The organism is Dactylosporangium thailandense, assembly GCF_059739745.1.
The window spans coordinates 1,124,628-1,148,739 of sequence record NZ_AP029195.1 but is presented as its reverse complement, the minus strand read 5'-3'; the positions used below and the strand labels follow the sequence as shown (position 1 = coordinate 1,148,739).

Sequence of the window (24,112 nt, the reverse complement as noted above, 5' to 3'; positions counted from 1 at the left end):
CGAGGCATACGGTCCGATCCAAGACCAGGAAGAACTCTTCTCGGCCTACTGGCGGCCGGAGACTTCGCTGCGACCTCTAAACCGGTGGAGTAGCAACGAATGACCTGGTTCACTTGACTCCCTCCACGTGTTGCAGGAAGGCATCGTGAGCGAGCCACAGGTTGATGCCTCATCAGCTCCGGCAGATGACGACGCGCTGGCGGCCGATCGTGTCCCGCCCTACACCCACGACCCAGAGCGCCTGCCTGCGCTTGCAACGTTGGTCGACGCCATCTGTGATGGCGCTACCGATCCGCATGATGCCGCGTTACGTGTCGACGAACTCTCGCCGCGGATTGATCCGCTGACGAGCCGCTCGGAGAAGATGGCGCTGTTCCATACGTTCATGTACCTGCTGGAGGTGTCGACGCCGGATCAGGCACGAGTCGATGCGCGGCTCGAGCCGCTGGACGGACCGTCGCTGCTGCCGGTGGCGTTGCGTGACGCCACGGAAGCGATGCGCATGCTTTGGCTCGGGCTAACCGAACACGTACGGCACCCCATGGCACGTGCACGATGCTGGGACATCGTCTTCACCCTTACTCTGGTGCGCAACCGTCGCGTTTCCGCTGAGCAGGCAATAGACGCGTACCTCGAGGCATCCAAACCACCTGTTTCGCGTCGACACCGAGGCGACGGCCTCGTACGAGCGTGGGTCCTCGCCCGTTTGGTCGGCCTGAACGACACCAAGACATCGAATGCGATCCACGAGGCAATGAAGACGCTGGCTGTGGAGGGTGTCGACCAAGGCGATCCGTATCCCGCCATGACAGTCCTCGCGGCTTTGATCAGCCCAGGGCGGACGCGGTCGGAATCAGTCGACCCCGAGGTGGACGCCTTGCTGGACCGGGCACTCCTTGCCTACTCGCAGATGCACATCATCAGCGGCTTCGCGGCCCTCATCCGGCGCCGCGCCGGCGAAGGCAGCGGGCGAGCCGAGCAGGCGAGCAGGCACGAGGTGAACGCGATGATCGCCGAGGCCGACGCGGCGACCGACCCGATGATCATCAGGACTCGGTACAGCGAGGCTGCGGCAGCCGCCCACACCTACGGCTTGGCCGACCTTGAGAAGAGGGCGGTCGCAGGCTTGCAGTCTGCGCCCCGGGTTGCATGGACCGTCTCCGAATACAAGATCACTACGCCATCCCGGTTCTTCCATGCCTACCTGCCCGGCTTCTCGGAGGCGTCCGAGTGGCGGCAAGCGCTTGCGATCTGGCTGCACTCGACGGCGCCCAGCGGCAGCTTCACCGCGAATGAGCGGACAGCCAACCGAAACCTTCAGATGTCGGTGATGGCCCGCCTCGCCTCCACGGTGATCTTCCGCGATGGGGATCTTCCGGCCCGAGCGTTGGACGGCGATGCAGATCGTCTGGAGCACGCACTCGTGCAGGTCGAACAACAGACGATGGAGATGAGTGGCCGCTTCCTAGCTCGAGCGCTCGCACAACTTCATCAGCGGTTCGGAATTCCGTCGCAGGCGGACCTCAAGGCGTTTCTGCTCCAATCGGGAGCCGCGCCGAACCTAGCTCAGGCATTGGCCACGGCATTCCAGCTGTACTGGGTCGAAGAATACGACGCATGCTGCCATCTAATCGTGCCGAAGATCGAAGCCGCCACGAGAGCGTTGCTACTTGAACTCAATGAACCCATGTACCGGGCCGCTGTCGGCGATACCGTCGGACAGTTTCCCGGCCTCGGAAGCTTGCTACCGCTGCTGGTTGACAATGCCTTCGACCCCGACTGGGAACGCTTCCTGCGCACATTGCTGCTGAACTATGGCACCAACCTCCGCAACCTCATCGCACACGGCTACGCCGACGGGGTCGGGCCCGTCGATGCCGCACTGGCGCTACGCGCCGCCGCGGTCCTGATCCTGGTCACCAACGGCAACGCCGCCCGCCGTGACGCCGCTCAGGTGAGAGGGACATTGAGGTCGCCCACCGGGCACTGGCGGAAGGATCGATGGTGGTGTCGCTGCATCGAGGCCGTACGCGGCGCCATGCGCGGTCTCTGAACAAGAGTCCCCAATCTGCCGAATGCCCGTTCGCAACTAAAACCAGCACCGTCGACACGGCCGAGTGCGCTAGCCGAAACCCGACCCTGGCGGTGCGACGCTTGGGCCGTTGACAATGGGCAAAGACCAGCTGTAGCTGTAACCGACTAGATCTAGCCGAGCTGACGCGGCCTTGAAGGAATGCCGGAGCGTCGATAGGATCAAACGCATGAACCCCTGTTTCTTGCAGGGGTGCTATGGGTGGGGGTTCACGTCCCCCCTTCGACACCAGAATTCGGCGCACACGCCGTTTTTGAGAGCCGCGTGTTCGAGCGCAATCGAACACGCGGCTGTGGCATCTCAGCCATTTGCCCCTGGCCGTTCTTCTGGGATCCGGTGGTCGACATGACCACAGTTCCGATCCGGCCGATCATTCCCTCCGTACAGCCGTACGCCCGTGCCGTGGTCCCGCCGGCGGTCAGCCCGGCGCGGTCGCGTGGGCCGCTGCCCTTGGCCAGGTTGGCTGAACGGCCAGCCGGAACGCTCCGGTTCGGCCTCGCCACAGTCGACACCAACGGGCGGGTAGCTGACAGCACCTTGTTCACGGCCCTTGGCTGGGAGGCCGGGACGCGGCTCGACATCCGTACGTGCGGCGGTCTGGTCCTTGTCATCGCCGACGAGCATGGCGTGTTCCAGTTCAAGTCGCCCGGGTATGTGCGGATACCGGCGACGGCACGGCACTGGTGCCACCTTCCGCTCGGTGAGCGGGTGCTGCTGGCCGCCGACCCGGTCAACGGACTGCTCGTCGTGCACCCGCCCGCGGTGCTTGAGGACCTGGTCGGCGGGCTGTTGACCACGCGGCTGCGGGAGGCGACGTCATGACGGCCGCGACGACACCCGGCCGCGAGGCCGACATCGAGGCTGCGCGGATGCTGCTGGCGCGGCTCGGGTAATCACCTGCGGAACTCGTGCAGGCGGCGTCGGAGCGGCGCGAGGTGCCGACCTTCAGGGAGTACCTGCCGGTGGTCCGCGCTGCGGTGACCGCTGGGACGCTGCGGGCGTACAGCAGCTATTGGAATCGCATCGAGCAGCAGTGGGGCGAGCGTCGGATGGACGATGTGAAGGCGTCCGACATCAGCGCGTTGGTGGAGTACGTCAAGGCGAACCGTGTGATCCGTCGCAACGCCCGCTCCGGGCGCGGGTCGGCGGAGAACCTCATCGCGGCGATGCGCTGCATCTATAACCACGCCGTCGACGACGGGTACCTCACCAAGGACGAGAACCCGGCGTTGAAGGTGGCGAAGCCCCGTCGGCTGCCCAGCACCCGAGGTGCCGTGGCCGACGTGAGACTTGCCGAACTGAACGAGGCCGCAGCGGCCAGCGGCAATGATCCGGAGCTCGACGCGCTGCTGTTGCGGCTGCACACGGAGACGGCCTGTCGGCGCGGCGGCGCCCTGGCGTTGCGGCCGATCGACCTAGATGAGGAGCAGTGCCTGGCCCGACTCCGCGAGAAGGGCGAGACAGAACGGTGGCAACCGGTCTCACCCACCCTCATGTACTACCTGCTGCAGCATGCGGGTGAACGCGGTGCGGTTGGCGACCAGCAGCTGCTGCGGTACCGCAACGGGCGACCGGTCACCCGCCGACGTTACGACCATCTCTTCACGAGGTTGGGCCGGCTGCTGCCTTGGGTGGCGGCGCAGCAGATCAGCGCCCATTGGCTGCGGCACACGACGCTGACCTGGGTCGAGCGGAACTTCGGGTACGCCATCGCCCAGGCGTACGCCGGCCACGCAGACGGCAGCAGCGACGCCGGCACCACCGTCCGGTACGTTCGGGCGAGGCTCAGCGAGGTCGCCGCGGCGCTCGCCGCCCTGACTGGCGAACCGCACCCGATGCAGTAGGAGCAACGCGGGGTGTGGCCGTCGGTGGAACGGCCGCACCCCGGCGGTGGCGCCACCCCACACCCGGTGACACCTCGCCACCGGGGCATGAACGGCGGCAGCATGAGGTGCACGTGACGTGCAGGACGTGAGGATCATGCCGCGCTGGGAGCCGTGATTGCGATGACTGGAGTACCCACCGTGGGCAGCGACGTCCAGCAATCGCGAGCCGGTCGTGGACTGCCGATGCCGGCAATGCCAGCGTCGGGGGCAGCCAAGATGCCGTACTGCTCGATCACGACAGTCGACGACTCCGGACGCCTCGCCGACCGCTCCACGGTCCGCCTGCTGGGCTGGAAACCTGGCGACCGGCTCGACATCACGGTGCAAGTCGGTGTTGGCCGGATCGTGGCCACCAACGACGGCCGCCTGTCCGTTGCTGCGCGTGGTTACGTTCGCATTCCCGCTGCCGCTCGGCGCCTGCTCGGGGTCGATTGCGGCGATCGCGTGCTGGTCATGATCAAGCCCGAGCAGAACGCTCTGCTCATGTATCCGATGGCGACCGTGACCAGCATGCTCATGCAGGCTGAGGCGCCCGACAACCCGGCCCTCGCATCGTGACGGGCGGTGTCGCACCGCCGAGCGGCCTCGATCTGGAGACCGTTCGCGTCCTGCTGGCTCGGCTCGGCATCTCTGCCGAGGACTTGCTCGCCGGCGCCACACCGAAGGCAGTGCCAACCTTCGACGAATACATCGACAAAATCGAGGGCGCCGTGCTGGCTGGCACGCGTCGGGCTTATCTCACCTACTGGCGGCGGGTCAGGGCGCATTGGGGACAGCGCCGACTGGACGAGCCGACGGCATCGGAGATCAAGCAACTTGCCGAACTCACACGAACAGCCGCCATCGTCCGCAGCAACTCCCGCTCCGGCCGTAGCGCCGCTGAACACATGATCGCCGCGCTCCGGTGCCTCTACCGTCACGCGATCGACGACGGCTTGCTGCCAGAGTCGGCGAACCCAGCGCTCCGCGTGCCCAAGCCCCGACGACTCGAAAGCACCCGTCGAGCGCTCACCGACGCGCAACTGGCATCGATCACCGGCGTCGTCTGCGCCACAGGCAACGATCCCGACCTCGACACGCTCCTGATGCGGCTGCACATCGAGACGGCCTGCCGCCGCGGCGGGGCCATCGCGCTCCGACCCATCGACCTCGATGTCGAGCAGTGCCTGATCCGGCTCCGCGAAAAAGGTGAGACGGTCCGCTGGCAACCCGTCTCGCCAACGCTTATGCAGCACCTGATCGAGCACAACCGGCAACGCGGCGGCGGCCACAACGAGCAACTGTTGCGATACCGCAACGGCCGGCCGATCACTCGAAGGCGATATGACTACATCTGGCAACGCGTTGGCCAACGTCTCCCCTGGGTCGCAGCGCAAGGCGTCAGCACGCATTGGCTCAGACACACGACGTTGACCTGGGTCGAGCGCAATCTGGGATACGCCATCGCCCGCGCATTCGCTGGGCACACCGGCCGCAACGATGCCGGCACGACCTCTACCTACGTCAAGGCCGACATCCATGAGGTCGCCACTGCGACCGCCGCACTCACCGGCGAACCGCATCCGCTCTCGAACGCAGGGAGTTGAGGAGGGGCCAGGGCGTCCGCCCTCAAAGCCGTGAGGCTGAAACTGCGGCGCGGCTCGATCACCAGCCGTTGTGCGACTTCGGCGGCTTCGTCCGAACCTCGCTCACAGGGTTCCTTCACGAGGCGTCGTGGATCTCCCTCGCGCGAAGCGGCTCCTCTGACAGGGCTTGCACCTCGCGGGCTGGCTAGGATCACTTCCGGTTCGGGCCTCCGTCAGCCTGACGTTGCTGTCTTCGTCGCAGGCGAACCGGCACGGTCTGACAGCGAACGCCGCCTGCTGTGTTGCTCGTTACTGAGACCAAATACGGTCCGACACTGAAGCTCGAGTGGTTTGCGAGGACGAGACGCATGACCGACAAGGTCAAACGGGAGAGGAAGAAGCCAGCGTCGCCGGCCGCGACCGGTGGTGCAGGTCCCCAGTTCGAGCGCCGCGTGGCGGCAATCGCCCTCGCTAGGCTCATCACCGGCACGCACTTTCCGGGAGTTGCTACTCCGCTCGGCCAGGTGGGCCTCCAGATGCGCGTTCATGGGTATCTGTTCGACGATCTCGTGGTCTTTGGCTTGCATGAAACGGCCATGCCACACGCCGCTTGGCAGATCAAACTCACAATGTCCGTGACCGCGAGCGACGAACAGTTCATGGAAGTTGTCACTGCGGGCCTTCACACACTCTCGGATCTATGCGCCAGCACCTCGACGGTGGTACCGGGTGTGATCGGCGTGATCGCGGATGGCGACGCCGAAGCGGTTGACCAGCTGCGCAAGTTGCACGAAATCGCGGACGGCCATTCAGATTCGTCCACGTTTGACAACGTGTTTCAGGCTGGTGTCATCGACGTCAAGGTTCGAAACCGCCTGGCCGAGGTCCGCAAGGCCGTCGAGAAGGCGATCACTCAGCAAGCGCCCGCCCTCGGCGACATCAACGCATCGACACACGCGCTCCTCGCGGCGCTACATGTCTGGAGACCAGCGACGTCAGACAACGGTGCCGACTACCTCGCCGCTCTCAACGACCTGGGCCCACTCGCCGCCGAGCTCGGCATCAGCGCACACACACTGTTCGCTCACATCGAGGACCTCGTCCAGCGATGGGCGCTCTCGGCCGGCGTCGTTCGCGCCGACCGTGTCTTGCTGCGACTTCAGATGATCACGGGGCTGCGACGGACCTCGGCCAATGTCGTTCGCGACTCGCAGGCTGCCGTCCTCCCCCTCGACGTCACCGCGATCGTACTCGGCCCTGTCGATGGACATGCCCTGCGTCCGGCCATTGCCGAGGCCGAGACCCTGCTCGAAGCTAGAGACCCTGCCGCTGCAGAACGGTTCGCGGCGATCGCTGTGCGCTTCGAGCATGCGCAGTTCTGGCCGTACGCGAACAGGATGCGCCGCCAACAGGCCATGGCCCTGCATGCCACGGGACATGTCGAGCAAGCCATCACACTCCGTGCGGATCTCGCCTGGGCAGCACTCGATCGTCTTCAGGCCTGGGACGGCCGGTTCGCCCTTCACGACGACCGCCAAATTGGTGACGAATTGGCGTTGACACCGGTAGCAAACCGTGTCTGGCGCTGCGCTGATGCCGCTGTCGGCTACTCACTCGGTGAAGACTTCGACCGCTTCGCCGCAGCTTTCGACGCGCTCGAACCCGCAGACCCACATCAGCTGCGCGCGGCGGTGTTCCTGTGCGAGGAAGCCATGGCTCAGAACCAGCCGTCGCAAGTCCTGGGCCGCCGGAACCAACTCGAAACTCTGCTCGGCCAAGCGCCCGCCGACGATGCCGCACGGCAACTAATGATCCGAGCCGGCATGTGTCTGGCTGACGCCACAAACGGCTGGAACGCATTTTTCGCGCAGCACCGCCGCACAGTCAAACCGCTCATCCGCGCGTGGCTGCACGCACGATATGCCCGGCATCTCGCGTTGACAGGCGACGGCGCCCAAGCCAGAGAGCACTACCTCGACGCTGTCTGTCGACCTCGCCGCGAACGAAAACAACCTCGACGATGCCGCCGACTGGCTGTATGCACTGCGGACCGTGGCCTTCTGGTACGAAGGATTCGGCCAGCACGAACAGCACCAGGTCGCGCAATCGCTGCGTCCACTGGCCACGCCCAGCCGCCTTCCCGGATCGCAGCACGCTGCCGAGTTCGCAATGCGGGAGATGAGTAGCCCGGAGCCGTCCGCCTCCGCCGAGCCCTCCATACGTCGGTGGCGATGGCAGGCCTACGTGCGCGGACAGTTGACCGACGAGATGCTCGCGACGGAGACACTCGCCATGCTGCTGCAACGTGAAGGCCGGATCGAGGAAGCCCTCGAGGAATGCGTGCGCGCAGGCAGAAATGACACGGCCGAGAAGATTGCGAGCAAGCTGCCCGAACGCAACGTCCGGATCGAGCACATCGTCCCGTCTCGCGTGGCGGCGTCCCAGGCAACGTATTTCACCGTGGCTGCAGCAGCCGCCGACCATCTGCCCGACGCCGACACACAGCGACTTGCCGAGTCGGCCTTGGCCTTGCTGGACGGGTCGGGGCCGCCGCTCGCCCAGCAGCTCGGCCCGTCGCCGCGACTAACAGCCCTCCACTTCCTTGCCACCGCGTCCGACGCCCTTACCACCCAGCAACGCCAACGACTCATCGAGCACGTACGACCGTTGGTCGGCGGCCCTGAAGCCCATCCGCGCAATACCGACGAAGACGCCATGACCATCCTTGCGGCCGCCGTGTCGGCATCGGACGACGACACCCTCGTGCCGCTACTTGCGCGCGCCATCATGGCTAATGCCGGCAACGCTGAGCGCCTCGTAGGAGCAGTCCGCCTGTCCACCGGTCAGCCCGACGCACTCGAACAACAGCTCGCTCCAGCCGCCCTCGACCACCGGCACGTTGCGCGGACGCTGATCGTCGCCGGCCGAGTACCAGCGACAGTCATCGCCCAGGCAGAAGCCGCCGTCTCTGTCGCGCTGGCTCCACCGTCCTCAGATCTCAGCACCGTGGTGGAGTACTCGGGCGGCCCAGACGCTGGCGTGTTTGGCCGGGTACTTCCGCCAGCCACACGCCTGCAACTGGCAGAGACCCTCACCGCCCGTGCACTCGACGAGTCACAGAGCCCGTGGACCCGACACCACGACCTCGGCGGCGTCTACAACATTGCGCGCTACCTTGACGCGGCGAGTAAGGCGCGCATTCGGCCTGCGGTGCTGCACCTTGCCCGTAGCGCATCACTCGGTGAGCACATTGACGTTTTCTTCCACCCGATGGACCTTTCCTGCCGGGCGCTCGAGATCGCCACTCTGCTCGGTCCCAACGATGAGGAGGCCGCACAACTGGAACGCCTCGCACTGTCCTACATCCGAAACACCACTCCGTCGCAGCAGTGGCTGCTTGCCTCCAGCCTCGACCGCATCGCAGCCGACGGATCATGCATCGAAGCGGCATTTTGCGCCCACCACCCGACCGCTGCATTGCGGTCACTCGCGGTCCGACGGTGGAAGGTTGATCCGACGGTCCTCAGCAGCGAGGAGATGCTGACGCTCGCCGCAGACGAGCATCCCGGCGTCCGCCGCACGGTGGCGCGGGCGCTCATCGGTGTTACCGAGGAGGCCGATCCTGAACTCCGTCAAGAACTCCGGGCACTGCTCGCCAAAGATCCTCGTCGCACCGTCCGACGCATCGTGAACTAGCCCAGATGACCTGAGATGTTCAGCCCCCCGCATGTGCGGGCACCGGAACTGTCGAAGCCGAGAACCCACAACCCTCCGATTCCAAGGCGAGTTATATCCGCTTTCGCGGGTATTGCGCGCGCCATTTAGCAATGACTCGTCCGGATTTCGGTCTAGCCTGGTGGGCTGAGTCCAGGGCGACGGCACAGCGTCCAGGAACGGCGGAGCACGGATCGAGCCCGGGCATGTCCACAATGGACAACTGCCGCGTCTTACCCACGGAGAATTCCGGATAGATCGTGGCGCCACACCGCGAACCGCGCCCGCAGGCCATTTAGTACTGCAACGACAGTTCGTGATGATGTCCGCGTCGCTTATAATGGCTGATGCGGGCGCGGGTCTGGCTTGTTCGTCGCCAGGTCGACCAGCGCACGACGTGTTTGACGACGCACGTCAACGGCGCCGTAATCCGATTGAACAACCGTCGGATCTCGTTGACCGACAAGGGAATCAGGGGTTCGCGGCCGCCGGCAGCGGATCCCCCTTTTTGGCGGCGTCTCGGGTGATCACGAGGAACGCCGCCGCGAGCATGGACAGCGTGACATGTCGATACCACGCCTCATACCCGCGAACCTGGTAGTGATCGAGGCCGGTCTCGTTCTTTGCGGTCTGGAAGCATTCCTCGATCGCCCACCTCGAGCCCGCCACCCGGATCAACTCATCGAGGTCGGTGTCGGCCGGCCCGAAACATACGTAGTAGGCGAGCTTGCTCGGGTCGCTGACACTGCGCCGGGCCAGCAGCCAATGCCCCCAACCCGGACGCCGCAACGGCCGGATCTGTACCGCCGTCCAGTCATAGACCCGCTCACCGTGCGCGCCCGCACCGCAACTCAACCGCAGCCAGCCGGCAGGATCAACCGCGGCGACGAGGCGATCGACACGCTCCTTCAACAGCCGCTGCGACACCACCATCGTGTTGCACGGCACAGCGAGAACGTGCGCGATGTCGTTGAGCTCCAACCACATCCGCAGTTTCGTGTCCTGCCCGTAAGCCTCATCGCCTGTCAGCCAACCGAACGGCACACCCGCCTCAATCGCCCGCTGCACCATCGCCTGCGCCAGCAACGGTTTCGTCGCGAACCGCACCGCGTCCGGGACACCAGCCTCCCGACACCGCTGCCGGTCGACAGTCCACTCCTTCGGCAGATACAACTCCCGATCAATCAACGCCCGCCCCCGCGGCGAGGCATAGGCCAGAAACACACCCACCTGAGCGTTCTCGATCCGCCCCGCCGTCCCGGAGTACTGCCGCGCCACACCAGCAGACTTCACCCCCTTCTTCAAAAACCCCGTCTCGTCCACCACCAACACCCCACACCGGGTATCCCCGATCGCCTCCACCACCGCCGCGCAGACCTCGTCACGGACCCCATCGGCGTCCCAGGCATAGAAGTTCAGCAACCGCTGCATCCGCTCCGGGCCGACGTCCCCAGCCGCCTCCGCGAGGGTCCACCCGTTCTTGCGCTCCACCTCGCTCAGCAGACCCCGCACATAGATCCGCATCTGACGCCGCGACTCCACCCTGGGAAACAGACCAGCAAACCGACCCAGGAACGCCACGAACCCCGCCGACCACCCAGCAGCCATCTCCTCCAACACGGCCGATCAATACCACAACAGACGCCAATGTCACAACATGTCGTTGCAGTATTAGAGTTCCTAACAAAGTCGGACAACGTGTCGGTACGTGATGATGCAGGTGGCGAGGCCGAGGAAGGCTTCGTGGATGTCGTCGCGGCGTTCCCAGCGGATGCGGAGTCGTTTCATGCCGTGGTACCAGGCGATGGTGCGTTCGACGACCCAGCGGTAGACGCCGAGTCCGGAGCCGTGGGGTGTGCCGCGGCGGGCGATGCGGGGCTTGATGCCTTTTGGCGTGTCGGCTCGGCGGTACTTGTCGTGGTCGTAGGCGCGGTCGGCGAACACCTCGTCGGGGCGTTGGCGGGGCCGGCCGCGGCGGCCTCGGACCGGTGGGATCTTGTCGATTAGGGGCAGGAGTTGGGTGACGTCGTTGCGGTTGCCGCCGGTCAAGGAGATGGCCAGGGGGATGCCGGCGCCCTCGGTCAGGAGGTGGTGCTTCGAGCCCGCGCGGGCGCGGTCGACCGGGCTCGGACCGCTTTTGGGCCGCGGTGAGCGGCGCGGACGTGGGAGGAGTCGATGACGGCTCGGGACCAGTCCAGCTTCCCCGCGCCCTGCAGTTCGGCGAGCAGGAGTTCGTGCAACTGCTGCCAGACCCCGGCACGGTTCCACTCCTCCAGACGCCGCCAGCAGGTCATTCCGGAGCCGAAGCCAAGCTCTTGGGGCAGGAACTCCCACTGGATCCCGGTGTGCAGCACGAACAAGATCCCGGACAACACCTGCCGATCCGGGATCCGGTTCCGACCGGGACGCCGCGGATCGCGTGGGACATGTCTGGGCAGCAACGGCTCGATCCGCTGCCACAACCCATCAGGCACGATCCACGGCGGCTGTTCACCACGCCGCACAGCCCAGCATGATAGACGATCGTCCACAAAGGACACCAGCGGGTCATCCACCATCTTTGTTAGGAACTCTTAGACTCCGCCGCGGCGTGATGGCCCAGATCTCCTGCCATCCAGGCAAGCAGCGTGCAAAGGTAGCCGGCCCACGTGTAGAGCCCGCGGGTTTGGTCAGGATGCTGGTGGCCGGTTTGCAGCAGCCGGGAGACACGATCGGCAAGCAGGCCAGTCCGGGCGTCGATCGGCACCGGCGACTGCGTCGGGTAGTCGATGGCAATCCTGCGCGTAGTGGCGGCAACGTCGTCGATGGTCATCGGGCCGACGTTCGACGATTCGGCCCATGCCCCGAACTCAGCGGTCCGTTCCGCTACGGCGATGATCAACTCCGTTTCGTCCATCCTCCGCGAGCGCGGGGGCGCCATGGAGTCGTCGGCGGGGCTCCTGGTTGGGAAGCGGCTCGCGGCCGTGTGACGCCGCCGGCACCACCCGGGTACCCCAGGTGGGCGCGCGACGCCCACGGCACGGCACGCCCCAGACAGTTAGGTGTACCGCGGCCTCTCGGTGCTGCGCGTGGACGATGTGAGGCCACCGCGGGTGAAGGCGCAGACGCGCCGATGGTCGATTGCCGTGATACACAACGCCAGCAGGTACGTCGCATAGGTGCTGCGGTCAGGATCGTCCTGGGCGGGGATGTGACGGTCGGCGATATCAAGGTAGGGCTGGGCTTCGACGGCTCGGCCGCAGGCCAGCAGCATGCCACTCGCCTGCAGCGCGAGCAGCGCCGACAGGCGCCCGGCCGTGCCGAAGCGGGTCATCCACTCCTGCCAGATCTGCTCGGCGTCCCGGTGCGCGTCGGCGCACTGGCCCCTGCCGTGCCGCTGACAGGCCAGGTCGAGCCGCGCCCAGAAGGATGCGGACACGGCGCCGTGCTCGAGGTGGAGCGCAATCAGTTGTTGTCGCACCTCATCCGCCTCACGACTGCGCCCACGGCCCGCCAGGACCGACGCGAGCAGGTTGGTCACGTCGAGGGTGACCGGATGGTAGCGGCCGTGCAGGGTGCGGGCCGCCTGGACGGCGTACCGTGCCCAGGCAACCTCGTCGGGCCTCCCGGTGGGGGCATCCGGGTGGGGCCCGGCCACCCGGGCGTAGAGCGCCGCGACGTCGAGCAGCAGATGATCCGGCATGGTGGTGGCCGGATCGTGTCCCCGCAACATGCGGGCCAGCAGCTGCGTCGCTTGGCGAACGTTGCCGCGTTCCGCGTGTTCGCGGGCGTCTGCGAGGACGCCGTCCCACAGCGTGGGGTCGACTGTCGTCATCGGGAATCTCCAGGGGTGTGGCGTGGTGGTGCCGGGGTGAGCTCGGCGACGGCGGTGAGCAGGTGGGGGCCGGGAAATGGCGGTTCGTCATCCCGGTCGGGTCGCCATTGGTCGGCTGAGACGAAGCCGGGCTCGACGAGGGTCAGGGCTGGCAGGCGCGGATCGCGCAGCAGGGCGGCGACGTGGGCGGGGTGGCGTAGGTACAGCGGGGTGGGGGTGGCGGCCAGCAGGCCGGCGGCCCGGCGTTGCGCGGCGCCGCCGGCGCGATTCGGGTCTGTCGTGAGGTGGGAGACCGCGAGGTGGCTGCCGTAGGACAGGGCCTCGGCGAGGCGGCGCACGGCGGGACCAGGTCCGGGCCGGTGCGGCAGGTGGTGCAGCACGCCGAGCAGCAGCACCCCGACCGGCCGGCCGAAGTCGAGCAGGTCGTTGACGACCGGGTCGTTGAGGAACGTCGCCGGGTGCTGCAGATCGCCGGCGACCGCGGCCGCCCACGGGAACTCCTCGAGGATGGTGCTGTTGACCGAGGTGGCAATCGGGTCGCTGTCAACGGACACGACCCGGGCCGGCCAGCCGCCGTGTTCCCGGTGGCTCATGGCGGTGGCGATGATCTCGTGGGTCGCGCCGTGCCGGGCGATCCCGGCGCCGACGTGGAGGAACTGTCGGACGCCGGCGTCGAGGAGATGCCGCACGATCCGGCCCAGGACGGCGCGCCCGGCCAGCATGTGTTCGCGGAACGGTGGCCACGCCTGCTCGAGGTCTGTGGCGAGTTGCCGGTCCACGGCCCGGTTGTGGAACCCGCCGTAGAGCCAGTTGGCGATCCCGGCCATGGTCGGCGGCACGGTGAGGTCGTCGTGGACCCAGGTCCCGGGCTGTACCGCACGGCGGTTCCCGGAAGCCGCAACGGGGTGGCCCATGACGGCTCCTGTTCCAACGGCCTGCGCCGACGTGCCCCCGTCATCTGGGCCGTCGGCCTGGTAGGGCAGTGTCATCGCTGCCCTCCCGGTGTCACGACGAGGGTGTGGCCGGGGCGCGGCTGGAGCCGCGGCGTGGCGAGGTCACGATGCATGACAGGGCTCCGGACGGTGGCGGGGTCCGGGCGCGCCGGCGTCGTCGGTCAGGCAGTGCAGCGCCTCGTCGAGGTCGGTGATGATGCTGGTGACGGTCCCCGCGTGCAGTGTGGTGGCGTGCGCGGCGGTTTCGGCCAGGGTTCGGGTGGCGGTCAGGAGGCGGTGCCAGCCGACGGCCCACCGCTGGACGGCAATGCCGCCCCGGTCTCCAGTGACACGTTGCGCGCGAGGTGCCTGGTCGGCGCCGTAGCTGGTGAGCAGGGTGGTCCAGTCGGGGCGTGGTGTGAGGCCGGTGTGGATCGCGGCGAGGTCGAGCACGAGCGGTCCGCGGTGTGCTCGTGACCAGCCGAGGACGGCCCAGCCTGCGGTGCCGCGGTGCAGCCGCGTGGGGTGCAGCTGCCCGTGGCAGAGCCCGCTCGGCAGGTGGCCGGCGCGCGGGGCGTGATGGTGCGCCGGTTCGACCAGGCGATCCAGCCGGTAGCGGATCTGCTGCGCGGCGGGCCGGTTGTTGCCCGGGAGGCGGCCGAGCAGCCGCAACCCGCGAGCCGGAAGGCCAGCAAGCGTCCAGGCGTCGAGGACCGGCACAGCCGGGGGCACGTCGAGGGCGTGGATCCATCCCGCGACCGCCGTCACCTCCTCCAGCGTCGCCGGTGGATACCGCGGGTGTGCCGGGCCGAGGTCGTAGATGAGGGCGGCGCGCCACGGGCCGAACCGGGTCGCCGCGATGCGCTGCGGCACGGGCAGACCGGCGCGCCGCAGCTCGTGGACGAGGGCGGCTTCGTCCACGTCGTCGATGTCAGTGTGCAGGGTCCGTTTGAGGATCAGACTGTCGCCGCCGGGGATCTGGTAGCGGCGGGTGACGCTGCGGCCGCCGGCCGGGCCGAGCGTCTGAGGTGCGACGGTGCGCAGGTGGGCGGCGTCGTCTCCGGCGAGTTGGTCGAGGATCGCATCGTCGAGCAAGTCGACGGCCAGTGTGGCGGTCATCGCGGGTCCCGTGACGCCGCGACGGCAGATGCTCGGCGGGTGCGGAACCGCCGCCGGAGCCGGGCGGTGGCCAGGCACCACAGGCTGGCGCGGAACGACGGCAGCTGCAGCGCGGTATGCCACTCGGGTTCCCCGACCTCTGCGAAGCCGTGCTCCGCGAGGCCTGCGGCGAAGCCGGGCAGGTGGGTGGCGCCCCAGACGAGCACCACGTCCTGCTCGGCGGCGAGGGCCTGCTGCAGCGCGTGGGCCGTGCGGCCGTTCACGACGACGGCGAACACCGGGTGGCGTCCGAGCCGGCGCAGCGTCTTGTCGGTGTAGGCGGTGGCGGAACGCAGCCCGATCGCCATCCGGGCCCGGTGCCGCTCCAGCCCGGTGGTATCGGTCTCGGGCCAGTCGACGGCCCGGCGCTGCCGCGCCGCGAACCGTGCCATCACCGGCACGCCGACCCGCCGCAGCATCTCCAGCCCGGGCAGGTCGTGCCGGTGCCAGTGGGGTGGGTAGCCGAGCGCGTCGACCTGACTGGCCCAGCCGAGCTCGCCGGCCCAGCGCCGTCCGAGCGCGGCCGCCCGGTCCATGTCGGCCAGCACAGCCAGCTCCTGCTCCGTGGCGCCGACGTGGTCGCCGTCGACCCGCCCCGACGCCTCGATGTGCACCACAGCCCCGGCCTCGCACAGGGCGTCGATACGCTCACGGAGCCCGGCGAAGTACGCGTCCCGGCCGAAGTGGAGTGTGCCGACCAGGGTGATCGCATGGCCGGTGCCCGGATGGGCGAACCGCCGGATCGGGGTCTGCAGCTCGTCGCCGTCGGCCAGGCGCAGGTGGATGGCCATGCAGGTGTACTCCTCGAAGATAGTGGTGGTCGGGCCGCCGCATCGCGGACGGCTGTGCCTGTGGCTCGCGCCGCCGGGTGCCCGGCGGCTGGGGCCGCGATCTCGGGTGATGCCGCCGGCTGCGACCGTGAGCGGATGGCGGCTGGGTGTATCAGCCGGCCAGACCAGAAACCCGTCGTCGGGGTCGCGGTCTCCCCCGCCTGCGCACCACGGCAAGGTCCGCAGGCGGGAGACCCGCGAGCTGGCGGCACCGTGTGGCGTCATCGGACGGGCTCGCTGTTCGCCGTGCCTGTGTGCCCGGCCCGCGGGGCGCGGCGGTGGCGCCGCGATGTGGGCCGGGGCTGGCGGTGGACGGGCCACCAGGGCAGGCCGCCGGGTAGGGTGCGCGGCGGTTCCGGCGTCCAGCCGCAGGTGCGCAGCAGCTGGACCAGCGCGGGGTCGAACGCCGCGGTGTGCGCGGCGACTGCTGCGGCGTCGAGCGTCTGCTGGTAGGCAGCGAGCAGGGCCACGACGCGTCGGGCGGACGCCAGCCCGGCGCCGGCGGCGGCGAGCAGCACGAGCAGATGGTCGGGCGCGCCGACGGGCACGGTGCTGTGCAGCGCGTCCTCGAGGATCGTCCAGCGGGCGGCGTAGCCGTCGTCGACGACCACCCGCCGGGTCGTCGCGACGCGAGGCAGCCGGGCCGGGGTGCTGCTCCAGACCAGCACACCGCCACGGTCGTCGAGGATCAGCGCCCCGCCACCAGCGGTCGCCGCCTGCACCACCAGCGACACGTCCCCGACCAGCGGCTGGACAGATTGGCCCGGAGCGAGCCAGGCCGTGACGAGCGGGTGCGCGGCGAGGGTGTCGGTCAGGCTCTCGGCCGCCATCCGAGCCCAGGTCGGCCCGTCCGGCACGCCCATGACCGCAGCCGGAACGGCGGCCATCATGCCGTACCGTCCTGGCCGCTGGTGCGCGGCGGGCGGCGCATCCACTGCAGTGCCAGGCGGGCCGCAGGCTGGTCCACCCGGTGCGGGTGGTATCCGGTCGCGGTCAGCAGGCGATGCCCGATGGCGTCGATGGCGAGCGCGTGCGCGGTGACGAGCGTCGCGTCGAGCTGCTGATGGTGGGCGTCAAGGAGCTGCCGGGCGACGCCCTGGCGGCGCCCGTCGGGGTCGGCGCCGACGGCGATCAGGTACGCCGGCGCGGTCGTGGCCTCGGGCACGACTGCGCTGGGGTAGAGCATCGTGGCCAGGGTGTCGAGTCCGGACGCGTCGGCGGTGGCAGCGCCCAGCTCGAGCAGTGCCGTGTCGATCACATCGTCCGCGGTGTACAGCCCGTCGGGCGCACGGTGCGGGCCGTTCTGGGGCAGGCCGGGCTGTTGCTGGTCGGCGGGCAGCCAGATGGCTGCCCCCGCACCAGCGGCGTGGACGTACACCGCCCCGTGCACGGACGCCCAGCCGGCCAGGTCGGTGAAGGATCGGCGCAGCGCCGTTGTGCGGGCGGCGCGGTCTCCGCCCAGCAGCACGCGCAGGCGCGTGTCGGCGAACGCGGTCGCGAGGACGTCGGCGACGGCGGTGATGTCGGTGGCGTCGGCTGCGGCGACGCGGCGGACGCACGCAGCAGCGGCGGGCACGCGCGGGTGTGGGCTGGTCATGGCAGGAGCTCCCGCCAGGTGCCGGCCCGGCGCGGCGGATGGTCCGCAGCACGGCCGCCGCGTCGAACGGTGCGAGCCAGTGCCCGCAACCGGTCGAGGGAACCAGCCAGGCGCATCGGCGGGCCTGCACTGCGGCAGAGCTCGACGTGGCGCTGATCCGGTGTCTTGCACCATTCGGCGGTGAGCCGCGCAGGCACGCGGCGGCCGGATGCGGCCGGAGTGCGGTAGGCGCGCCAGGCCTGCACGGTGCGGCGGCCCGCCGCGTGGTGCCGACCGCAGGCGTCGAGCATCGCGGCCAGTTGCAGCAGCATGGCGATGCTGTCGAGGTCGGCGCCGCCGTACTGTCGCCGCCACTGCCGCCACGTCCGGGTGAGCCCGGCGATGGCGGCCGGGCAGTGCCCGGCGGCATGCTGGGCGATCGCCAGATCCACACGGGCGGCAAGCACATTGGGGCTGGCGGGGCCGTCGCGGTCGGTGAGCTGCGCGACGATCTGCCGTCGCAGCGTGATCGCGGCGTCGTCGAGGCGGTACGCGACCAGGGCCCGGGCCAGGGTCCGGGCGGCGTGGACCGTGCGCTCATCGTGCTCGCCGAACACGTCGGTGCTGGCCCGGTGGGCGTAGCGGGCCCAGCGCAGACTCTGCCAGTGCCCGTGCTCGTGCGCGAAGAGCGTGTCGGCGTACAGCTGGGCTGCCGCGGCCAGGTCGGCCTGTGGTGGGGCGGTGTCCGGGGCGGTGCCGAGCAGCGCGGCCCGCAGGATGGCCAGGGCCGCCAGCCGGTGGCCCTGCGCCAGTTCGGCCTGGGCCAGGATGGTCAGCGATCGTGTCGCGCATGCCGGCATCCGCTCGACCGCACGACCCGGCGTCGCCGGCGGCTGACCGTCGATCATCGTCCGTCTCCGTCCTGCTGCTGCGCCGGCGTGTGCGGTGCGAGGCCGGCCAGCGCTGCGAGCCGCTCGCGGAGGTGCGGTTCGTCGCGTTCGGCCGCGGTCACGCTCAGCGCCGCCCGGCCGTGGTCGAGGACCACGATCCGGTCGGCGACCTGCGCGACGAGGTGCAGGTGCTGCTCGGCCAGCAGCACGCCCATCCCGGCCTCAGCGAGCGCACCGACGGTCGCCGTGAGCTCGGCGACGATGGCGGGGGCGAGGCCCTCGCTGGGTTCGTCGAGCAGCAGCAGCCGCGGGTTGGTCAGCAGCGCACGGGCCAGGGCGAGCATCTGTTGTTCGCCCCCGGACAGTTCCGCGGGCTGGTGCCGCAGCCGGTCCCGCAGCCGCGGGAACCGCGTGAGCACGTCCCCGACCGTCCACCGGGGCAGGGTCCCCGGCGGGCGGGCGACGGCGGCCGCGGCGCGCAGGTGGTCCTGGACGGTGAGGCCGGTGAACAGGCGGCGGGTCTGCGGCACGATGCCGATACTGAGGGCGGCGGCGCGGTGTGGGTCGGCGGGCACCGCCACCCCGTCGAGGAACACCGAGCGCGCGGTGACCGATGGGTGCAGCCCGGCGATCGCGGACAGCAGAGTCGACTTGCCGGCGCCGTTGCGGCCCAGGATCGCGACGGCCTCCCCCGCGTCGACGTGCAGGTCGATGCCGCGCAGCACGGGCGCGCCGTCGTATACGGCGTGCAGCCCGTTGACGTGCAGCAGCCGGGCCGGGGCGGCTGTCCGCCCGGGGCAGGCAGTGCGTGGAGGTGGTGGTGTCGTGCCGCCGGTCAGGTAGGCGCGTTGGACGGCCTCGTCCGCGCGGACCTGTGCAGGGGTGCCAGTGGTGAGATGCCGGCCTTGGTCGAGGGCGGTGACGGTGGCCGCGACGTGCCAGACGAGGTCGAGGCGGTGGTCGATGAGCAGCACGGTGACCTGCTCGGGCAGGGTGCTGATCAGGTCGGCGAGGCGGTCGACGTCGTGCGGGTCGAGTCCGGCGGAGGGTTCGTCGAGCAGCAGCAGCCGCGGGTTGGCGGCGAGGACGATCCCGATCTCCAGGAAGCGTTGCCGGCCGTAGGACAGCTCCCCGGCGGGGCGGTCGGCGTCGGCGAGGAGCCCGACCCGGTCCAGGGCTACGGCGATGCGGTCCCGCAGCAGCTGCCGCCGGCGCCGCCCGGCGGCCAGCCACGGCCGCGTCGGCGAGCTGCCCTGACCGAACGGGCGAGGCCAGCCGGGCAGGCCGCGCTTGCCAGCCGAGCCGGGCAGGATCGTCGGGGTCAGGGCAAGGGCGACGTTCTCGGCGGCGGTGAGCGGGCGCAGGACGGCGGGGTGCTGCCACGTCCGGCCGATCCCGAGCCGGGCGCGGGCGGTGACACCGGTGTGGGTGATGGTGCGGCCGTCCAGGACGATCCGCCCGCCGGTGGGCCGGACCGTGCCGGCGATGAGGTTGACCACGGTGGTCTTCCCCGCGCCGTTGGTGCCGATCAGCGCGTGCCGCGCCCCGGCCTCGACGGTGAGGGTGAGGTCGTGCAGGGCGGTCAGCGCGCCGTAGCGGCGGGTGAGGCCGTGCAGCTCCAGCGTGCTCACGCCTCCTCCCTGCGGGTACGGCCGCTGCGGCGGCGGGTGAGCCGGGCGACGACCGGGCGGGCGTAGGCGACGGCAAGGAACAGGCCGCCGAGCAGGGCGACGCCGTGCCCGTCGGTGAGGGCGGTCCCGGCCACGTCGCGGGTGGCGATCACCGCGACCGCGCCGAGGACGGCACCGCGCATCCGCCCCGCACCCAAGGCGGCGGCGAGCAACGCCATGGCGGCGGCGTCGAATCCGAAGTCGGCGGGGCTGACGTAACGGTGCGCGGCGTTCAGGACCGCCCCGGCCGCCCCGGCCACCGCGCCGGCGACGGTGTAGACGGCGGTGAGCTCGACGTCGACCGGGTGGCCGAGCGCGGCCATCCGCGGCTCGTGCACCGCGCAGCCGCGCAACGCCAGCCCGAGCCGGGACCGCAGCAGCCACCACACCGCGGCGCCGGCGACGGCGAACACTGCCAGGGCGTACCAGTACAGGAAGCCGTCGTTCGATACCCCAGCGCCATCCGATGCTCCGGGGACGTCGACCGGCAGGGTGATCGGCGGGACGGTCAGGCCCTGGTCGCCGCCGGTCAGCGAACTCCATTTGCTGGCGGTGATGACCGCGAGCTCGGCGACGGCGAAGGTGACCATCATGAACACCGGACCGCGGGTGCGCAGCGCGAGCGGCGCGGTGACAGCCGCCGCAGCTGCGGCGGCTGCGGTGGCGGCGAGAAGTTGCAGCGGGCCGGAGGTGACGCCGGCCTGGGCGAGCAGCGCGGCGGTGTAGGCGCCGACGGCCAGGTAGGCGGTCTGGCCGAAGGTGGGCAGCCCGGCCACGCCGGCGAGGAGCTGGGTGCTCAGCGCCAGCAGCGCCAGGATGATGGCGTTGGTGGCGAGGCTGACCATGTAGGCGTTGAACAGCAGCGGCAGCATGACGGCCAGAAGCCCGGCGGCTCCCGTCGCGGTGTGCCGGACCACCGCGGCGTGCGCCCGCGACGCGGGTCGTGGTGTGGTGTCCGTACGGGCGGGCGGCGCGGTCGTGGCGGTCATGCGGTGCTCACCGCCGTCCGGCGGCGCAGGACCAGCACGGCGAGCATCAGCACGCCGAGGGTGAACGGCGCGACGAGCGGTGCCACGGCGACGCCGAGGGCGTGGACCATCCCGACGAGCAGCGCCGCGCCGAGCGTGCCCGGGATCGACCCGGTCCCGCCGATCACCACGACCGTCAGGCACAGCACCAGGACCGTGCTGTCCACGCCCGGGGCGGGGCCGAGGAACGGCGCGCCGAGGACCCCGCCAGCCACGGCCAGAGCTCCGGCGGCCGCGAACGCGGCGACCGACACCCGGCGGGTGCTGATCCCGGTCGCGGCGGCCATACCGGGATCGGCGACGGTGGCCCGCAGCAGGATCCCGGCCGTCGTGCGGCGCAGCAGCACATGCAGGCCGGCGGCTACGAGCGCGGCGACGGCGATGAACGTCAGCTGGTACACCGGATACACCCGGTCCCCGACCGGGATGGTCCCGGCCAGGACGGTCGGGGTGGTGGCCGGCAGGGGGGCGCCGCCGGTCCAGGTGCTGTGCAGGTCGGCGAGCAGCAGCGCCACGCCGAGGGTGACGAGGACCTCGGCGAGATGCCCGAACCGGCGCACCGGCCGCAACGCCATGTGCAGGGCCGCACCGGCGCCGGCCCCGACCGCGAGGCCGGCGGCGAGCGTGAACGCGAGGGAGAACAGGCTGCCGGTGGACAGCAGGCAGGCCAGCGTCGCGCCGGCCAGGTAGAGGCTGCCGTGCGCCAGGTTGAGCACGCCCATGACGCCGTAGATCAGCGTCAGCCCGGCGGCCACGACGAACAGCAGCATCCCGTACGACAGCCCGTCCAGGATGTACACCAGCCACTCCCCCACAGCCTGTTCTCCTTCCGTTGCGGTATCGCTGCCCGGCGCTGCACGGCGCCGGGCAGCGGGGTTAGGCGGGGCGCTGCCCGACGGTGGTGAACATCAGGTACGCGTAGCCGGCCGTGGCCGGGTCCTGCATGCCGTCGCGGAGCGTCTGCAGCTGGGCGGCGGTCATCCCCGCGGCGAGGAGGGCGTCCTCACGCTGGCGGGAGTTGCTGGCGTGCAGCAGCAGGCCCGGTTCGCCGCCGCGGAACAGCCGGGTGTGCGCTACCGAGGTCACCGCGGTCAGGCCGGCCGCCTCCACGTCGAGGGGTGCGGTGCGGGCCCAGGCGGCGTCGACGCCGTGGGCTTCGGCGAACTCGGCGAGCCGGTCCTGAAACGTCTCGAACGCGGCCTGCACGGCGGGTATGGCGGCGATGAGCATCGGCCGCCAGGTGCAGTCCCAGTCCGACAGCACCAGCCACCCACCCGGCCGCAGCATCCCGGCCAGGCGCTTGATCAGGCCGGCGCGTTCCGGCAGGTGCATCAGAACGAGGCGGGCATGGATCAGGTCGAACGCCCCGGCGGGCAAATCCACGGTGCGGATGTCGCCGGTCACGACCTCGATGCACGGGTGGGTGGGGACGTGCTGCGGGGCGATGTCGACCGCGGTCACTCGCCCGGACGGCGCCACCCGCCCGGCGAGGAGGGTGGTGACGCTGCCCGCGCCGGGACCGATGTCCAGGACCCGCCAGCCGGGCTGGACACCGATGCCGTCGACGACGTCGGTGGTGTGCGGGTCGAGGATCTGGCTGAGGTAGTCGACCTGGGTGGTGCCCTGCGTGGAGGCGTTGTCGAACATGTACGTCGACCGGCCGCCCCGGTCCGTGTCGGTGAGTGTGTCGGGCCCGGGCCCGCTGCCGGTTGCGCTGCTGGTGGTCATCGAGGGTCTCCCCAGGGTCAGGTGGTGCCGAGGGTGGCGAGGGGCTGGACGTTGACGTTGGCGCGGCCGCGGCCGTCGTTGCGCACCACGCGCAGGTAGTACGTCTGCACCGGCGAGTGGTCCTTGCTCCACCGCCATGGGCCGCGCGGGCTGTCGATCTGGCCGAGCTTGCCGATCTGCTCGTTGATCTGCGCCGCGGTCGCGGTCGGGCCGGCGGCGGTGACGGCGGCGTCGATGACCGCGGCGGCGTCGTAGGCGGTGACGTTGAGCAGCCGCGGGCTGGTGCTGTATGCCTTGGTGAACGCGGTGGAGAACGCCCGGTTGGCCGGGTTGTCCAGGTCCGCGGCGTAGTTCAGCGACGTGTAGATCCCGTCGGCCGCTGGGCCTTCGGCGTCCAGGATCGACTCGTCGGTCAGGAACCCGGCCGCATACAACGGGACCTTCCCGCCGAGGACCTTGGCGTACTGCTGTACGAACGCCACGGCCGGAGCCCCGGCGTAGAACGTGAAGACGCCCTTGACCTTGGCCGGGTCGATCTTGTTCAGGAACGGCAGGAAGTCCGTGGTGGCCGGCCACGGCGTCCACGCCGGTTTCCCGCTCTCGTTCGCGATCACCCCGCCCGCGGCCTTGAACGCGTCGGCGAACCCTCCGACGTTGTCGTAGCCGCCGGTGTAGTCCGGGCCGAGCAGATACACCGGGCCGCCCGCGGTGCGCTGCACGTACTCGGCGATCGCCGCGCCGACCTCCCGCGACAGCCACGACGTGTGCCAGATGTAGGGCAGGTCCTCCGGTTTGACGGTGCTGGGCCGGCCGCCGGTGCCGACGAACGGGATCTTCGCCCGGGCCACCATGTCCTGGATGCTCAACGTGGTGTCGGCGGTCGCCCCGCCGACCAGGATCGTGGCCTTGTCTTGCTCGAGGAGTTTCTTCGCCGCGTTTGCGGCCGCTTGCCTGCCGTCGGCTTCGTCCTCGACCTTCAGCTGCACGCTCCGGCCGCCGAGCTTGCCGCCATGCGTGTCCAGATACAGCTGGAACCCGCGGACCAAATCCTCGCCGCTTGCCTTGTACGGGCCGGTCTTCGGGGTCAGGAACCCCACGACGAGGGGCCCGCCGGCCGCCGGGTTGTCGGAGCTGTGCACGGCGGCGCCGGAACACCCGGCCAGGGCCAGCGCGGCGACGGTGGTCACCGTGGCCAGGGATCGTCGGAGTCGGGGTCGGAACATGTCGGA

General features: G+C 69.8%; 21 protein-coding genes. 6 read left to right on the top strand and 15 right to left on the bottom strand.

All coding sequences use genetic code 11. The features are described 5' to 3' along the window. The first annotated feature begins 145 nt into the window (after window positions 1-145). The 6 genes from AC6JBM_RS04940 to AC6JBM_RS04915 all read left to right on the top strand — a co-directional run bounded on the left by AC6JBM_RS04940 (window position 146) and on the right by AC6JBM_RS04915 (window position 7,729). On the top strand, window positions 146-2,053 hold the full coding sequence (locus AC6JBM_RS04940; RefSeq protein WP_497982434.1) for a hypothetical protein: 1,908 nt from the start codon (window positions 146-148) through the stop codon (window positions 2,051-2,053). Between the two features lie 303 nt (window positions 2,054-2,356). Then, window positions 2,357-2,914, top strand: coding sequence for a hypothetical protein (locus tag AC6JBM_RS04935; protein ID WP_497982433.1), 558 nt, complete (start codon window positions 2,357-2,359; stop codon window positions 2,912-2,914). Window positions 2,915-3,000: 86 nt separating this feature from the next. Continuing rightward, a complete protein-coding gene (locus AC6JBM_RS04930) occupies window positions 3,001-3,936 on the top strand; it encodes a tyrosine-type recombinase/integrase (RefSeq protein ID WP_497982432.1) in 936 nt (311 codons plus the stop codon). A 180-nt stretch (window positions 3,937-4,116) separates the two neighbouring features. Continuing rightward, window positions 4,117-4,536, top strand: coding sequence for a hypothetical protein (locus AC6JBM_RS04925; RefSeq protein WP_497982431.1), 420 nt, complete (start codon window positions 4,117-4,119; stop codon window positions 4,534-4,536). Next, window positions 4,533-5,564, top strand: a complete 1,032-nt coding sequence (locus tag AC6JBM_RS04920) for a tyrosine-type recombinase/integrase (RefSeq protein ID WP_497982430.1) — start codon at window positions 4,533-4,535, stop codon at window positions 5,562-5,564. The genes AC6JBM_RS04925 and AC6JBM_RS04920 overlap by 4 nt, the downstream gene beginning before the upstream one ends. 347 nt (window positions 5,565-5,911) lie before the next feature. Then, window positions 5,912-7,729 (top strand): hypothetical protein, encoded by a 1,818-nt coding sequence (locus AC6JBM_RS04915; RefSeq protein ID WP_497982429.1) that lies wholly within the window; start codon window positions 5,912-5,914, stop codon window positions 7,727-7,729. A 1,999-nt stretch (window positions 7,730-9,728) separates the two neighbouring features. On the opposite strand, the gene AC6JBM_RS04910 is transcribed toward AC6JBM_RS04915, so the two are convergent. The 15 genes from AC6JBM_RS04910 to AC6JBM_RS04840 all read right to left on the bottom strand — a co-directional run bounded on the left by AC6JBM_RS04910 (window position 9,729) and on the right by AC6JBM_RS04840 (window position 24,106). Continuing rightward, a complete protein-coding gene (locus AC6JBM_RS04910) occupies window positions 9,729-10,865 on the bottom strand; it encodes an IS701 family transposase (RefSeq protein WP_497986414.1) in 1,137 nt (378 codons plus the stop codon). Between the two features lie 72 nt (window positions 10,866-10,937). Continuing rightward, a protein-coding gene (locus tag AC6JBM_RS04905) for an IS5 family transposase (protein WP_497986413.1) occupies window positions 10,938-11,734 on the bottom strand; the annotation gives its coding sequence in 2 pieces (ribosomal slippage) (window positions 10,938-11,398 and window positions 11,398-11,734; 798 coding nt in all). 86 nt (window positions 11,735-11,820) lie between these two features. Next, on the bottom strand, window positions 11,821-12,153 hold the full coding sequence (locus AC6JBM_RS04900) for a hypothetical protein (protein WP_497982428.1): 333 nt from the start codon (window positions 12,151-12,153) through the stop codon (window positions 11,821-11,823). 141 nt (window positions 12,154-12,294) lie between these two features. Beyond that, window positions 12,295-13,071: a hypothetical protein gene (locus AC6JBM_RS04895; RefSeq protein WP_497982427.1), complete on the bottom strand. Its 777-nt coding sequence runs from the start codon at window positions 13,069-13,071 to the stop codon at window positions 12,295-12,297. After that, entirely contained in the window at window positions 13,068-13,985 is a 918-nt protein-coding gene (locus AC6JBM_RS04890) for an SAM-dependent methyltransferase (RefSeq protein WP_497982426.1), read from the bottom strand. The genes AC6JBM_RS04895 and AC6JBM_RS04890 overlap by 4 nt, the downstream gene beginning before the upstream one ends. Window positions 13,986-14,126: 141 nt before the next feature. Further along, entirely contained in the window at window positions 14,127-15,122 is a 996-nt protein-coding gene (locus AC6JBM_RS04885; protein WP_497982425.1) for a phosphotransferase, read from the bottom strand. After that, window positions 15,119-15,952 carry a hypothetical protein gene (locus AC6JBM_RS04880; protein WP_497982424.1) on the bottom strand — a complete coding sequence of 278 codons (834 nt, stop codon included), beginning with the start codon at window positions 15,950-15,952 and terminating at the stop codon, window positions 15,119-15,121. Before AC6JBM_RS04880 ends, AC6JBM_RS04885 begins: the two co-directional genes overlap by 4 nt. A 260-nt stretch (window positions 15,953-16,212) precedes the next feature. Continuing rightward, window positions 16,213-16,881 carry a hypothetical protein gene (locus AC6JBM_RS04875; protein ID WP_497982423.1) on the bottom strand — a complete coding sequence of 223 codons (669 nt, stop codon included), beginning with the start codon at window positions 16,879-16,881 and terminating at the stop codon, window positions 16,213-16,215. Continuing rightward, window positions 16,878-17,588, bottom strand: coding sequence for an N-acetyltransferase (locus AC6JBM_RS04870; protein ID WP_497982422.1), 711 nt, complete (start codon window positions 17,586-17,588; stop codon window positions 16,878-16,880). The genes AC6JBM_RS04875 and AC6JBM_RS04870 overlap by 4 nt, the downstream gene beginning before the upstream one ends. Further along, window positions 17,585-18,475, bottom strand: coding sequence for a hypothetical protein (locus tag AC6JBM_RS04865; protein WP_497982421.1), 891 nt, complete (start codon window positions 18,473-18,475; stop codon window positions 17,585-17,587). Before AC6JBM_RS04865 ends, AC6JBM_RS04870 begins: the two co-directional genes overlap by 4 nt. Next, window positions 18,472-20,088, bottom strand: a complete 1,617-nt coding sequence (locus tag AC6JBM_RS04860) for an ATP-binding cassette domain-containing protein (RefSeq protein WP_497982420.1) — start codon at window positions 20,086-20,088, stop codon at window positions 18,472-18,474. Before AC6JBM_RS04860 ends, AC6JBM_RS04865 begins: the two co-directional genes overlap by 4 nt. Continuing rightward, the gene (locus AC6JBM_RS04855; protein ID WP_497982419.1) at window positions 20,085-21,116 is read right to left on the bottom strand and encodes a branched-chain amino acid ABC transporter permease; all 1,032 of its coding nucleotides are present in this window, start codon (window positions 21,114-21,116) and stop codon (window positions 20,085-20,087) included. The genes AC6JBM_RS04860 and AC6JBM_RS04855 overlap by 4 nt, the downstream gene beginning before the upstream one ends. After that, window positions 21,113-21,970, bottom strand: coding sequence for a branched-chain amino acid ABC transporter permease (locus tag AC6JBM_RS04850; protein WP_497982418.1), 858 nt, complete (start codon window positions 21,968-21,970; stop codon window positions 21,113-21,115). Before AC6JBM_RS04850 ends, AC6JBM_RS04855 begins: the two co-directional genes overlap by 4 nt. A 61-nt stretch (window positions 21,971-22,031) precedes the next feature. Further along, window positions 22,032-22,883: a class I SAM-dependent methyltransferase gene (locus tag AC6JBM_RS04845; RefSeq protein ID WP_497982417.1), complete on the bottom strand. Its 852-nt coding sequence runs from the start codon at window positions 22,881-22,883 to the stop codon at window positions 22,032-22,034. A gap of 17 nt (window positions 22,884-22,900) precedes the next feature. Beyond that, window positions 22,901-24,106 carry an ABC transporter substrate-binding protein gene (locus tag AC6JBM_RS04840; RefSeq protein WP_497982416.1) on the bottom strand — a complete coding sequence of 402 codons (1,206 nt, stop codon included), beginning with the start codon at window positions 24,104-24,106 and terminating at the stop codon, window positions 22,901-22,903. Window positions 24,107-24,112 lie beyond the last annotated feature (6 nt).